The organism is Paenibacillus turicensis (assembly GCF_017873435.1).
Classification (GTDB): Bacteria; Bacillota; Bacilli; order Paenibacillales; family Paenibacillaceae; genus Fontibacillus; species Fontibacillus turicensis.
This window is the reverse complement of the sequence record NZ_JAGGKG010000009.1, coordinates 141,325-155,410: the sequence shown is the minus strand read 5'-3', so window position 1 is coordinate 155,410 and position 14,086 is coordinate 141,325. Positions and strand designations below refer to the sequence as shown.

Annotated in this window: 11 protein-coding genes; 7 read left to right on the top strand and 4 right to left on the bottom strand. The window is 38.5% G+C overall.

Going from position 1 to position 14,086, the window contains the following annotated elements; translation table 11 throughout:
• Positions 1 to 112: 112 nt before the first annotated feature.
• The 7 genes from J2Z32_RS11295 to J2Z32_RS11265 all read left to right on the top strand — a co-directional run bounded on the left by J2Z32_RS11295 (position 113) and on the right by J2Z32_RS11265 (position 9,197).
• Positions 113 to 964: a hypothetical protein gene (locus J2Z32_RS11295; protein WP_210089260.1), complete on the top strand. Its 852-nt coding sequence runs from the start codon at positions 113 to 115 to the stop codon at positions 962 to 964.
• Between the two features lie 115 nt (positions 965 to 1,079).
• Complete coding sequence (locus tag J2Z32_RS22540; protein WP_210089259.1) at positions 1,080 to 5,375, top strand: S8 family serine peptidase; 4,296 nt, start codon at positions 1,080 to 1,082, stop codon at positions 5,373 to 5,375.
• Between the two features lie 288 nt (positions 5,376 to 5,663).
• Positions 5,664 to 6,035, top strand: coding sequence for a GntR family transcriptional regulator (locus J2Z32_RS11285; protein WP_210089258.1), 372 nt, complete (start codon positions 5,664 to 5,666; stop codon positions 6,033 to 6,035).
• A complete protein-coding gene (locus J2Z32_RS11280) occupies positions 6,032 to 6,940 on the top strand; it encodes an ABC transporter ATP-binding protein (protein ID WP_210089257.1) in 909 nt (302 codons plus the stop codon). The genes J2Z32_RS11285 and J2Z32_RS11280 overlap by 4 nt, the downstream gene beginning before the upstream one ends.
• Positions 6,933 to 7,601 carry a hypothetical protein gene (locus J2Z32_RS11275; protein ID WP_210089256.1) on the top strand — a complete coding sequence of 223 codons (669 nt, stop codon included), beginning with the start codon at positions 6,933 to 6,935 and terminating at the stop codon, positions 7,599 to 7,601. The genes J2Z32_RS11280 and J2Z32_RS11275 overlap by 8 nt, the downstream gene beginning before the upstream one ends.
• A gap of 34 nt (positions 7,602 to 7,635) precedes the next feature.
• Entirely contained in the window at positions 7,636 to 8,523 is an 888-nt protein-coding gene (locus J2Z32_RS11270; RefSeq protein WP_210089255.1) for an ATP-binding cassette domain-containing protein, read from the top strand.
• Between the two features lie 35 nt (positions 8,524 to 8,558).
• Positions 8,559 to 9,197 carry a hypothetical protein gene (locus J2Z32_RS11265; protein WP_210089254.1) on the top strand — a complete coding sequence of 213 codons (639 nt, stop codon included), beginning with the start codon at positions 8,559 to 8,561 and terminating at the stop codon, positions 9,195 to 9,197.
• Positions 9,198 to 9,322: 125 nt separating this feature from the next.
• Here the strand turns inward: J2Z32_RS11265 and J2Z32_RS11260 are convergent, their stop codons facing one another.
• From J2Z32_RS11260 to J2Z32_RS11245, 4 genes are all read right to left on the bottom strand, one after another.
• On the bottom strand, positions 9,323 to 10,669 hold the full coding sequence (locus J2Z32_RS11260; RefSeq protein WP_210089253.1) for a prolyl oligopeptidase family serine peptidase: 1,347 nt from the start codon (positions 10,667 to 10,669) through the stop codon (positions 9,323 to 9,325).
• Positions 10,670 to 10,769: 100 nt separating this feature from the next.
• On the bottom strand, positions 10,770 to 11,654 hold the full coding sequence (locus tag J2Z32_RS11255; protein ID WP_210089252.1) for an AraC family transcriptional regulator: 885 nt from the start codon (positions 11,652 to 11,654) through the stop codon (positions 10,770 to 10,772).
• An 82-nt stretch (positions 11,655 to 11,736) separates the two neighbouring features.
• A complete protein-coding gene (locus J2Z32_RS11250) occupies positions 11,737 to 12,408 on the bottom strand; it encodes a potassium channel family protein (RefSeq protein WP_210089251.1) in 672 nt (223 codons plus the stop codon).
• A gap of 17 nt (positions 12,409 to 12,425) precedes the next feature.
• A complete protein-coding gene (locus J2Z32_RS11245; protein ID WP_210089299.1) occupies positions 12,426 to 13,724 on the bottom strand; it encodes a TrkH family potassium uptake protein in 1,299 nt (432 codons plus the stop codon).
• Positions 13,725 to 14,086: the final 362 nt, after the last annotated feature.

Here is a 14,086-nt window from a genome sequence, read left to right as displayed (position 1 = left end):
TTGTTTCATTAATTTTTAACCTAATTAAAGCAATTTCTATTGCTGAATGTAAAACAATTACTTATTATAATTTATAAAGGAACTAAAGGCATAAAATAGGAGATGAGATCTGTTGAGAGATTTAATTATTGATCATTTACATATCGACGCCATTGTAGATTTACTGAAAGCTGCTTTTAGAATGGAAGATTGGGATAAAATGATAATCATCGCTGACAAACTCTACTCAAATGCCGTAAAGCTACAGCAAGAAAAAAGTAGCATTTCCCCACAAACTAAACGACATTTAGTTTATTACTTTGGCTTTAGCCAACTTGCCAAAGGAGTCGCATTACAAAATAAAAAACAGTTTTCAGAGTCAAAAATGCTGATTGAAAAATATAGTGATTTATCTCTATTAGATGATGGTAGCCCTGAGGCAAGAGAAGAGATAATTTTTTTTAGATCATTTGCTAATTTAAATAGATTAGCAGTGAATGTTTTAGAAGGTAACAAACAATATATTGAGACATATGTACAGTTTTTAAAAGAGGCTGATTTTGATGATAAATTAGCAGGAATACTTAATATTATTGAAGCAAGTCTAACACATAGTTTTAATATAGATGATATTCTGACTTCATTTGAAAATGAAATTAACACAGCAATCTCATTTTTAAAAGATAAAAACTCCTCTTATGTAATGAAACTTTTTTACTCACTCGCCTTGTATAACATTAAACATCGAAAGTACACCAATGCAATAAATAACATACTACAGGGTATAGAATCATCAAAGTTATTTAAGGATTCAAACTTTTTCAGAAAGTTTGTTAGCCTATATAAGTCTTTTTCCCATTGTGCTGATGACACTCAGCAGGAACAATTTATGATCATTATGAAGGAAACGCTTAAGAGCGAATTAATAAATGAAAAAAATATTTTTTTTGATTCAGATTTCTACTTTGAACTAGTATTTGATTAAAAATTTTCATGAAAATTTTCCCTCCTGCATATTTATTCTATTAACCCAAGTTCAATACTGCGAAATACTGCGATTTGACAAGGGAATAAATAAATATCTGGATGGAGGAGTTGGATTGAAAAGAAACGGATTTATCTCTAGGTTATGCATGACCTCAGCAATTGTCGGGCTATTAGTCAGCCATTTAACTGGACTGGCAGCAGCCAAAACCCCATCACTTGACACCTCTCCAATCATTTCATCACAGATCACACAAACTAGTGGAGATATTTCTGTCATTGTACAGCTTGGCACCCAACCTGCAGCGATAGGTAAGTATGCAGCCGCTCAAGGGATTCAAAGCTTAGCCAAAACAGCGACCGAAGCTAACGTTCAGACGGAACAAGCACAATTTCTAGAAGAAGCGACCGATTCAGGCTTATCCCTCAAGGTCAATTACCAGTATGATACCGTATTAAATGGCTTTGAAGTTACATTGCCTGCGGAGCAGCTATCAGACCTAGCCAAGCTACCAGGTGTGAAGGCGATTGATGCCAACCGTACTTGGTTCCCGATTCCGATTGAACCTACTGGTGCTGAAAACGATGAATTCCAATATGATAGTAACCCACTTAAACAGATTGGCGCAGACCAAGCTTGGGCCAAAAACCTGACTGGTGAAGGCTTAAAGGTGGGCGTGATTGATACAGGAATTGATTATACACATCCAGATATCGCCCCAATTTATAAAGGAGGTTACGACTCCTTTTATCAAGATGATGATCCTTATGAAGAAGTCCCATTAACAGCTCAAGAGGACCCTTTTAATGTTGGCTACAAAGGGACCTATCATGGTACACATGTCGCTGGTACTATTATTGGCCAATTTGCAAATCAAGAAAGTGAAATCGTACAAAAAGGAGTAGCCTACAACGCGCACCTGTATGCCTATAAAGTGCTTGGCAGAGATTTAGAGCAACCGGATCGCTCCTCTGGTTCATCCGCTCAAGTCATTGATGGCATTGAACGCGCGGTCAAGGATGGAATGGATGTCATTAATTTATCGTTAGGCTCTGACTCTGAGAAAAATGTAAACTCACCTGATTCCATTGCCATTAATAATGCGGTGCTTGCAGGGGTAACCGCGGTCGTGGCAAATGGGAATGCAGGACCAGGTCACTATACGATGGGTTCACCTGCCTCCTCTCAGCTTGCTATTTCCGTTGGAGCGATTACGAGTGAGGAGCAACGTTTCTCCGGTCAGCTTAGTGCAAGCTTCAGTGATAAAGATGGGAATCTAGATGAAGATGAGAATCTAGACAATCTAGATGAAGCTGCGAATCCAGATGACAATGAGCCTCTACCTGAAAATGAAACTACACCTGAAAATGAGATTGCAGCTGAACCCGTTGATTTTAAGCTGTTAGGATGGGAAACTGCAAAAACTGATTTTTTAGCTATTTTGGGAACCGAACAACATGAGGTTGTTTATGTTGGACTTGGTGATAAAAGTGATTATGATAATAAAGATGTACAAGGTAAAATTGCATTGGCTTCAAGAGGAAAGCTTGCTTTCGTTGATAAAATTATAAATGCCAAGCAGCATGGCGCAACAGCGATCGTTATTTTTAATGGTAAAGCCGCCGCAAACCAAACTGATGCCGATTTAACCCCTTCCCTACCTAACCTTGACGGTTTTATCAATTTAAATGTCGGTGACAGCTTTGACTATATTCCTGCATTTGATATCCAAGGGACAGTAGGTAGATCGTTAGCCAATCAGCTTATTGAAAATGAAAATGTAGAGAAGACACTTTCCATCACATTCCCTTCTCATTATGAAGAGGATATCGTTGCAGGGGATCGCCTTGCCGACTTTACTTCATGGGGACCTAATGCCGATGCAAAGCTAAGTATAAAACCTGATATCACTGCCCCAGGTGTAAATATACTCTCTACTTATCCAGCCTACGGGAAAAATAAAGAAGGTGTCTCCTATGCGAAAGCTTATGCTCGGTTAAATGGCACAAGCATGGCAGCCCCTCATGTGGCTGGCTTAGCATTATTGCTGAAGCAACAGCACCCAGATTGGACTCCTTTTGACATTCGGGCCGCACTTGCTAACACCTCTGACCTTTTAAGCGATGAAGACGGGAATCCGTATGATGTATTTAAGCAAGGGGCAGGACGTGCAAATGTTGCAAAAGCAATAGAAACGCCTGCTCTACTCCAAGCGGTTGAACCCATCACAATTTTAGATAAAAATTATAATCGGCAACAAGTGATTAACTACAATTCCTCTACTAGCTTTGGCGTAGTTGGACTAAACCAAGAGCTTACTAAAAAACTACAATTGAAAAATACATCAGCGCAAACTGTAGACTATACTACCTCGATCGAATGGTTTGGTGGGGATGGAGGCATTGATGCTACCCTTTCAGACGGAACAATATTAGCCAATGCACAACAAACGAAGGAATTCACCCTAAACCTCAAAACGCCTAACGAAGCGGCAGAAGGCTTTTATCAGGGACAAATTAAATTAGAAAATCCTCAATTGCCTACACTACATCTTCCGTTTTCAATCTATATTGGGCAAGAAAAACCAAGCACAGGATTTGGAGTTCAAGATTTAGCCCTATCCAAGGAGCTGATTTACCCTAAACGCACAAATCAAGACAAGGCTGAGCTTTCATTTAAATTAAGTGCGGAAAATACTAATTATTATATTTTGGAGATCTTAAACCTTCATGATGAAACGATTGGTTATTATGAAGAAAAATTCACTGACTCACCGACTACCTTCTTTAAGCCAGACACATACACCTATAAAGGCGTAAGTGACGTCTACCACCCTTATGATGAAGAAGGAAAGCCGATATTAGATGATAATGGCAAGCCCAAAACTGCTCACTTACAGGAAGGTCAATACAGAATCAACGTGGTTGCAGCTCAATTGGATGAGGATGGGCAACTCGTGTACGAAGGAACCAAAGCCATCTTGTATAAAGGTTTTATTGCGTTTCGGATTGATCCATCTCCTACCCCTGATTCAGGAGGGAATCCAGGCGGAGAACCAAATCAAGGGGGCAACACAGGTTCAAATGGTAACGGAGGTAGTGGGAGCGGGAATAACCTAAGTTCTCCACCTAAGTCTGAAGCCAATCAAAATGTAACACCAGTTGAAAAAACCGTTATTCCACAAGGGTTTAAGCAGCATGTGCTCGTTGGAGCTAAGGGAAATGCTGAAAGCCATGTTGTTGAAATTACAGCTGCTCAGCTTAAAGAAGCAATAGAAGCCAATAAAGAGCATCTGACGGCCTATATCATACGTGCACCGTTCACGCCAGATAATAAATTAACACAGATTTCATTTTCAGCAGAGCAATTAAAATTAATTACAGCTTTAAAAGAAAAACCACTTCTTGTTATAAGCACAGGAAAGGAAGCTGTAGCTCTTCCATCCACCTTGATAACTTTAGCACCTAAAATTGCGGGACTTAGAATTACACTTGGCACAAATAAGGATGTAACCTTTACAGGGAAAATTTCCAAACAACGTACACTTCTTGGTGATCCTGTCTCATTTAATGCAGAATGGACAACAGCAAACAGCATCCAGCCTATTCAGCTTCCAACAGACTTATTTATTAAACGCGCATGGACTGTAGGAGAGGAGGTTCAAGCAAACCAAGCCGGCGTTTTAGTTCAAGCAGGAAAACAGATTGGGGCAATTCCTTCATTTGTCGAACCTCAAGAGGATCATACTACGATCGTATCCGTCAATCATCCAGGTTGGTCAACGTATGTATTAGCAGGACAAAAAATAAGCTTCACCGACATTTCTACCTCTTGGGCAGAATCACACATTAAAGCGTTGGCACACAAGTTTATTATTGAAGGAACGAGTCAAGACAAATTTTCTCCAGCTGCGTCGTTAACTCGTGCACAGTTTACAGCATTACTTGTGCGTTCACTAGGCTTAAATGCTTCAAATTCAAATTTAAACTCAACTACAGGACCTACTTCAACTATTGGGAAGCAAGTGAGCTTTAGTGATGTCCCATCAACGTCATGGTATGCACAGGATGTAGCAACTGCTTATGAAGCAGGGCTAATTCAAGGTATTAGCGCAACAAAGTTCGCGCCTGATACAGTTGTAACCAGACAAGATTTAGCCGTCTTACTTGCTAGAGCATTGGAACTAACAGGCGTCAAGCTCCAAAACAGTAACCCTAGCCTACACACTTATTCTGATGCTAATGATATTCAAAACTATGCAAAGGATAGCATTAAGCTATTATCACAATACGGAGTTATTGATGGGACCGCCAACAATAAAGAAAAATTTGACCCACAAAAACCAGCCACTCGTGAAACCGCAGCAGGTGCACTTCATTTGTTACTACGTGGAATTAAATTTGTAGAATAATTACGGCTCAACACAGAAATCGGTTCTTCACAATCAATGAAGTAAGAGGCTACGTAGCAGGGAGTGGCTTCAACCGCTGTTAAGGCCCCAATTTCCGATTTTAAGATTGAGTCATAATTATCGCTCTATTAAAAAATTAGTATTTATTTAACCCGAACTACTACGGAAAGAAATTTTCGTAGTAGTTCGGGTTTTTCTTTAGCTAAAACTTAAAACAACTATTGACAATCTCCCCCTCCGCTTATATAGTTAGTTACATGAGTAATTAACCAGTTAGGTGGTGTGGTGATGAGTTTTTTGACAGACGATGGTCGTCCAATCTTTATACAGATCGCAGAAAAAATCGAAAACGATATTGTTGAAGGACGCCTTCAGGAAGAGGCGCAAGTCCCTTCTACGAATCAATTCGCAGCGTTTTATCAGATTAATCCAGCAACCGCTGCGAAAGGCGTCAACTTACTTGTAGATCAAAATATTTTGTACAAGAAGAGAGGGATTGGCATGTTTGTTGCTGAAGGAGCCAAAAATACGTTGATTGAAAAACGAAAAGAACAATTTTATGAGCAATACATTGTCACTATGGTGCGAGAGGCAGCCAAGCTTGGGATTACAGCCAATCAACTGACTGAGATGATCCAAAGGGGAGAAGAACAATCATGACTACCAACGTGATTGAGGTCAAGGGACTGACAAAAAAGTATAAAAAGATGACAGCCGTAGATAATCTTAGCTTCCAGCTCAAACCAAATGTGATTTATGGGTTAATCGGCAAAAATGGCGCGGGGAAAACAACATTATTATCCATGTTAACTTCACAGCTACTCCCCTCTTCTGGCGCAATTTCTATTTTTGGCGAGTCCCCTTACGAAAACCTACAGGTCCAAAATAAGCTTTGCTTCATAAAAGAAAGTCAGAAATACCCCGAGCATTTCTTAATTTCAGATGTACTTGAAATATGCGCTCACTTATATGTGAATTGGGATGCACAATATGCAAGTAAGCTTGTAACGGGCTTTAAGCTCCCCTTAAAAAATAAAATGGGTAAATTATCTCGTGGACAGCTATCCGCGGTAGGCATTGTTATCGGCCTTGCTAGTCGCGCACCCATTACGATTTTAGATGAGCCCTACGTAGGTTTAGACGTTGCAAATCGAAGCTATTTTTATAGTGAGCTTATTGAGGATTATGCCAATTTTCCACGTACCTTTATTTTATCAACGCACTTAATTGATGAGGTTAGCGACCTACTAGAGCATATTTTAGTTATTGATTGCGGCAAGCTTATATTACAAGAAGAGGTAGAAAAGCTACAGCAATCGAGCTTTTATGTCTCTGGTGCAGTCAATCAAGTCAATCAATTTATCCAGCAATACAACTGCCAAACCTTACATTCTGAAACGCTAGGAGATACGATGACTGTGATCATATCTGGTGGATTAACAAAGGAAATGTCTACAAGTGGTAACCTTAATGCGCTCACCTTTGCACCTGTGCCATTGCAAAAGCTAATTGTATATACAACAAGGGCTGTTCATGGCAAAAAAGGAGTGAAACTGTATGAATAATAAAATCAGTGCTGTGCTTCGTATCCATTTAAAGGATAAAGCCACATTGCTTTATCTCCCTATCATTATTTTTTTAGGAAACTTACTCATCGGTTCCATTCTTAACATTTTTCGAGATCAGCCTACCATGAAAAATAGTATCGTTACGATTTATGTTTTTATGTTTGTGATGGGGATTTTAATCATAGGTCGAACCTTCTATTATGCTGTAGGTCTAAGCACGCGTAGACGTGATTATATGATTGCAACCATGATAACATTAATCTCAATCAGTGCTATTTTGTCATTATTTTTTTCATTCATATCCTTATTAGAAAACTACTTTTCCTTTAACTTAGGTGTAATGATTAATGAGTATTCTGACTTAAATAATTTTCCAATCTGGGAAAGGTTTTATTTTAACTTTTGTGTATTTCTGCATATGTTTTTGCTAGGCATGCTAATTAATTGCCTAACTAGAGTATTTGGTAAGCATTTAATTTGGATGCTAGGATTGCTGGTGTTAGGCTTCGCTAATTTAGAGCCACTTCAGGATTTGGCTGTTGCTTTCATTAAAACATTATGGGAGCTCCCCCCTGCCGCGCTATTTAACTGGAGTCTTTTGCTCTCTTTTGTATATGGATGGATTGTTTATCTATTTTTAAGAAGGTTACCTGTTTAAGTTTTAATAAGAATGTATAGAGAGGTGAATGAATTTGACACCCACATTGGAATGTCGTGATATAAATAAAAGCTTTCAAGCCCACCCCGTTTTACAGCAAATTAATGTAACCTTTGAGCCTAACGTCATCCATGGACTATTAGGTGCAAATGGGGTTGGTAAAACAACTTTAATGCATATGTTAGCTGGTCATACCTATCCAGATCAGGGAGAAATCATCGTAGACGGGCAAAATATAATGCTAAATGAAGAGCTTCGCTCACAGGTCGCTTTGGTGAAGGTAGATGATCACATTTGGAGTGAGCATAAAGTAAATGAGATTATGGCGTTTGGCGCATTGCTCCATCCAAACTGGGATACAAAATTAGCAATGCGATTGCTTGAAATATTTGGACTCCCACTCAAAAAGAAATACAGCAAATTATCACGCGGGATGAAATCAATGGTAGGGATTGTGAGAGGACTTGCCAGCCGCTGTCCAATTACGATCTTAGATGAACCCACGTTAGGGCTTGATGCGGATAAACGGGAGCTTTTTTACGATCTACTATTACAGGAATATACGAAGTATCCAAGAACATTTATTATTTCTACTCATCTTATAGATGAAGCTTTTAAGCTCTTTGAAAAAATTACTTATTTAGAAAATGGAACGATCTTAGCTACTATGGACAGTGATACATTTGTACAGCAGGCGAAGCTAATTCAAGGTGATGCACGTTTACTGGAGCAATGGGTACAAGATTCTCATGTCATCCATCAAGAAAGCTTAGGTGGTACGCTCGCCCTTATTTGGTTAGGGGAACTACCACCGGCGTTGACTACCTTACAAGGGCAAGGCGTACAGATTTCAGGCTTAGCACCGCAAAAGCTAGTCCAATATTTAATTAAAATGAACGATCAGGACAGAGGTGAATGGTAATGCTTCCATTAAGAAAAATGATACCCTTATTTGTAATGCAATACCGCAAAGCTTATATAATTTTTTGGGGCATTTTGCTTATTGTAATTACCGACCAATCTTTAGTTCGTGGATTTTTTAGGAGTGAAGGGAGATTAAACGATTCACTCCCTGCTGCCATTACAGCGGTATGGATTTTCGTTTTGGTTACAAGTATTTATAACGCCACACATCTATTTTCGTTAATGATGAACTATAGTGTCACGAGGAAAAGCTACTATAAGACCTTGGTAATCTGGTCGACGATCAGTTGCATTCTAATGTCACTTTTCACGGTTATGCTAGTCTATGGTGTAGTATTCATCGCACCATGGTTAGGTGTACAGCTTGCAGCACCAAGTGCTAATCCTGTAATTATGTTTTACCATTTATTCACAACCTCAATGATTGTTTCGGCATTATCTTTAATTACAGGTGCGTTATTTTACTTTTATCATTTCATTGCAGGTATCGCTAGCCTATTGCTATATTACGCTCTATTTTATCAATATTTATTTCATAATTTTGTAGCCTTAACCCAAATTGATCAGCCTATGTGGATGGAAAATCATCTCATGTTGATCCTGTCCTGTATCTTGTTAGGCTTGGGATGGGTGTTTTACCGCCGTGGTAATGTAAGCACGAAAAAGAAATAATTATTCATCCAGCACAATTAATAAAAAAGCGAACTATCTTTGAAATTCTAAAGGGAACGATCCCTGTTAAAATTTCTTGGATAGCTCGTTTTTTAGTACTACTATTGTTGTTTGTATCGTTTATCTTATTTATGTTTTGCCGCTAACCACTCCATGATTGTCGTGCGTTTACCTCCGATTTCCTTGGCAACCTCATTGTTATACACATAAATCCAAGACCAATGTCCGTCATATTCATAAGGTGTACCATCACTTTTTTTATAAAGACCTGAAGTATCACTCACGTTATCAAATAAAGTCATGTGCGCATCCTTTGCCCCTGCTTTTATTAAGCGATTGTACGTAGAGACCATATAGTCACTTGGTGGAACTAATTTATCTGTTTTCGCAGCCACAAACCACATCGGAACTTCCTTCATTGCAGCGATTTGCTCATCTGTAATTAAGTCATCCTTTAAAGCCTCACAAGCTACAAACGCCGCGGCAAAATAGTCCTTATAATCGCGTACCATCAACATCGTCATGTAACCCCCATTAGAGTCACCACCAATGTAAATACGATCCTGATCAATATCATGATGTTTAGCGACATAATCCTGAATAAGCGACATTAAAGCTTTTTGGTATTTAGAAGTTCCATCTCCAAACCCATTAAAGCCATCCATCCAGAAGGTAGGTGTCTGTGGTGCTAGTACATACGCACCTTTAAAGTATTGCTGAATATCCTTTGAGGCAAAGTTCACGACCTTATTGCCAGCAATAGCAACGGTTGGATCTGTCCCACCTTCACCCATCCCATGTAGCCAAATTATGAGTGGTTTTTTGTCATTCTTTCTTGATTTTTCCTTACCTTTAACTTTCGGTGGCGTATAATCTGCATACGTTAATTGAACACCATCATAAGTGGCCTTCCCTGTCTTGAACTGCTCTACTCCTTTTCTAATTTCACCCTGAGAAGTAGTCACTTTTAAACCGGTCAGCTTATCACGCTTCATCTTAATAGGTTGCTGTTGAGTAATGATATATTTACTTTCCACCCAGTCATTTAAACCTGTTTTAAGATCAAAGTTCATCGCTGAACCTAAAGTTTTATCAGGTGCAATTTCCATCTCAAGTGCTACATAATTTCCACTCTTTTTTACGGGATTTCCGTTATTATCGGAGATATAAGCTTTGGTAACTGTACGGTTTCCTTTTTCAAGTAAAGGTGTACTTAACCTTTTATCACTACGTTCTACATAAACATCAAAAGCATGATTTGAAATTGCTTGCTTAGGCACTGCTTTCCCGACATTAACAATGACTTTGGAAATAACGGGTCCCCAGTCCTCGACTTCAACTACAGTACGATAGCTAGGGGTTTTCTTTTTGCTTTCTTTTGCTTCTACGGCTGGAGTAAAATGAAATGCCATTGTAAAAATAAGTGTACTCGCCATCATAAGCTTGGCGGACTTCAATGTTTTTGTGAACATTAGTCATCCTCCTAATTAATTTAAACTTTTAGTAAACGCTTACACTTAATTTTAATTCTAAACATAGAAAGTAACCTGCACATTATTAACCTTTTTATGGTCAATTTTCATCCTTTATGATCATACTCCCTTTTCGAGCCTTGCGATATTGATGGGGAGTAACGCCATATCCATTTTTAAAAACTCTTATAAACGACTTTTCATTAGGGAATCCATGGTTCATAGCCACATTTAAAATTGACAGATCTGTATTCATAAGATCACGATATGCCTTCTCTAGCCGTAGCTCATTAATATATTGGAATAAGGTCATGCCCGTATGCTTAATAAAAAAACGAGACATATATTGAGGGGAGAGCTGAAAGGTGTGCGCAATTTGCTCTACAGATAAATTTTGATCATAATGTCTCTCTACATAATTTTTTATGGAAAGTAAGCGTTCCCTATGTTTACTAGTTTGAACGGCCTGCTTCTCTTCTTTTCTTATTACAAAATATTTTAGCAATACATAAATAATCTGATACGATAACGCAGTTAAATGAATATGTGCAAACTGATCTCTATGTTGCTTTAAATGAGATACCACGACCGCATTTAGTAATTTACGCAACTCTGCAAAATGTGCCAACCGCCGTTGATCATTCTCTACGATCGAGATACAATCAAATTCAATTGTCTCACTCCCTTGGACACAAGGTTTTATAAAATCATAAGGAATCAAAATGGTAACAGCTTCTCTGTCCCCATTATTCCGAGTTGTAAAAGAATGTAGGGCTTTCGAGTTAATTACTACAATATCTCCAGCGTTAGAGCTGTAATGGGTCCCATCAATATAAATATCATCAATCTTTCCCGATAAAACATAAGATATTTCAACACTGTCATGCCAGTGCAAAGGCACATGAACGGGGCGATTATATTGATGAATAATAATTTTTAATGGTAAGTGATTATCTCTCTGAACTAACTCATACTTATATTGCAACCCTAGCACCCCATCCCAAAAATGATCGATAACTATTTCGTAAATGAAATGTTTTGCTCATAGGTGTTTTGTGATCTATTATTTATTCCTCATCTTCGTTTAAGGAAGACTCGAATTCATCAATTTTACGATTTGGCCCAATAACGACCATAATATCTCCTTCACATATCTGATCCATAGCAGTTGGCGCAACAATAATCCCATGCTCACGATGCAGAGCAACGATACTACAGCCAAAGCGTACTCTTGGATTAAGCTCAGCTAACGACTTGCCATTAAGACAATTTGGCGCTTTCAACTCTACAATGCTGTAATCCTTAGAGAGTTCAATATAATCTAACATATTCGTGGTTACAAGTTGGTGCGCAACACGTACCCCCATATCTCGTTCAGGGAAAATAACACGATCAATACCTAGCTTTTCAAGGGCACGACCATGCAAAACAGAAATCGCTTTGGCGACCACGGTTTTAATCCCTGAGTCCTTAAGTAAGATCGCAGTCAAAATACTTGTCTGAATATCACTCCCAATCGCGACAATTCCACAATCAAAATTACGAACACCTAATGACTTCAATACCTCTTCTTCTGTCGAATCAGCAACAACAGCATGTGTCAGTCGATTGGAAAATTCATGAACCACCTCTTCATTACAATCAATACCCAAAACTTCATATCCTAAATCCATTAGCTCCAACGCTAAACTTGATCCAAATCTTCCTAGACCTACGACCACAAATTGCTGTGTCTTCATGTTCCTTTTTAGACTCCTTATCCTATAATAATTTTACCTTCTGGATAACGAAATAACTCTCGTTCTTTTTTAGGTCCAAGCGCATAGGCTAATGTCAGTAACCCTACTCGGCCTACAAACATCGTTAAGCAAATAAATACTTTACCTACTACTGATAATTCCGTTGTCAGCCCCATAGACAGACCTACCGTCCCAAAGGCAGACATTGCTTCAAACAATATACTTAAAAAAGGAGCGGCTTCCGTTACAGATAATATCATTGCAATCGCGATCACCCAAAATAATGAAAACATTGTAATCGTAACTGCTTTAAAAATTCGCTCCTGTGCCAAGCGATAACGAAATAAAATGACATCATTTTTTCTAGTAATCATCGCTATAACTGCGCCAGCTAATATGGCAAAGGTGGTTGTTTTTATCCCTCCACCCGTTGATCCAGGAGATGCACCAATAAACATTAGAATAATCATAAAAAATTGGGTTGCCTGACGCATACTACCAATGTCTAAAGTATTAGCTCCTGCAGTACGTGATGTAACTGACTGAAATAATGCACTCCATAGCTTCTCTCCCCAAGATAATGGGGAAAGTGTAGCTTTATTCGTAAACTCAAATATAAATATCGTAATAAAACCGATTGCGATCAATGCAGCTGTCATCGATAATACAACTTTAGCATGTAATGACAATCTACGGTTTTTACGATAACTAATCAAATCAGCAATCACGATAAACCCAATACCACCACTTACAATTAGGAACATCACAACGATATTTACGATCGGGTCCCCCACATAATTGGTTAAGCTATGAAATTGTCCAAACAAATCAAACCCAGCATTGTTAAACATAGATACCGCATGGAAAAGTCCAAAATAGATTGCCCTGAGAATCGGCATGTCTACAGCAAAACGTATTGCAAGAAGCACCGCTGCACTACCCTCAATAATTAAAGAGTAATATAACACTTTACGAATAAGTCTTACAATTCCTTCCATACTACCTTGATTCATGGCTTCCTGTAAAATTAGCCGGTCCTTAAGTGATATTTTACGTCTAAATACGAGGGCAAAAAGTGTAGCCATCGTCATAAAACCAAGACCACCGATTTGGATTAAGATCATAATCACAACTTGTCCAAACGTCGTAAAAAAAGTACCCGTATCTCTTACAACTAATCCGGTCACACTCGTTGCTGAGGTTGCGGTAAAAAAAGCATCTATAAAGGCAAGGGATTCACCCGTATGATTCGCAATGGGAAGCATCAATAAAAAAGTGCCAATAAGGATCATGCCACTAAAGCCCAGTACTAACATTTGAGGTGGGGAAAGTTTAAATTTTCTTCGTTGCTTCGTGTGCAAATCATTCACCTCATTTAATTAAAATAAAGCTATCATTATTGCTTTATTTACAGTCTGTGATAAACAGCCCATATGAACTAGCGGAGAGACAGAGAGATTCTGGAGAAGATAGCGGCCGTCTTTAAAACCGGATTGTAACCATTAAATTTCATAATTAAGAATCTGGTTTTAACAAGGGTCGAAAGAACTCTCTGGAACGTAGCTAGCATAGCAAAGTTGCTGTGGAGCACTGGCTTTAAAAACAAGTCATAATTATAGGCTAAAAATGGATTATAAGCTTTATTTTTGCGAAGCTCAAATACAGATTTTAACCAAAT

Bases quoted from the DNA above. Each gene is read 5' to 3' on its own strand.
- J2Z32_RS11280 (WP_210089257.1), top strand. From the start codon at position 6,032: ATGACTACCAACGTGATTGAGGTCAAGGGACTGACAAAAAAGTATAAA.
- J2Z32_RS11285 (WP_210089258.1), top strand. From the start codon at position 5,664: ATGAGTTTTTTGACAGACGATGGTCGTCCAATCTTTATACAGATCGCA.
- J2Z32_RS11265 (WP_210089254.1), top strand. From the start codon at position 8,559: ATGCAATACCGCAAAGCTTATATAATTTTTTGGGGCATTTTGCTTATT.
- J2Z32_RS11250 (WP_210089251.1), bottom strand. From the start codon at position 12,408: ATGAAGACACAGCAATTTGTGGTCGTAGGTCTAGGAAGATTTGGATCA.
- J2Z32_RS11245 (WP_210089299.1), bottom strand. From the start codon at position 13,724: ATGTTAGTACTGGGCTTTAGTGGCATGATCCTTATTGGCACTTTTTTA.
- J2Z32_RS11275 (WP_210089256.1), top strand. From the start codon at position 6,933: ATGAATAATAAAATCAGTGCTGTGCTTCGTATCCATTTAAAGGATAAA.
- J2Z32_RS11260 (WP_210089253.1), bottom strand. From the start codon at position 10,669: ATGTTCACAAAAACATTGAAGTCCGCCAAGCTTATGATGGCGAGTACA.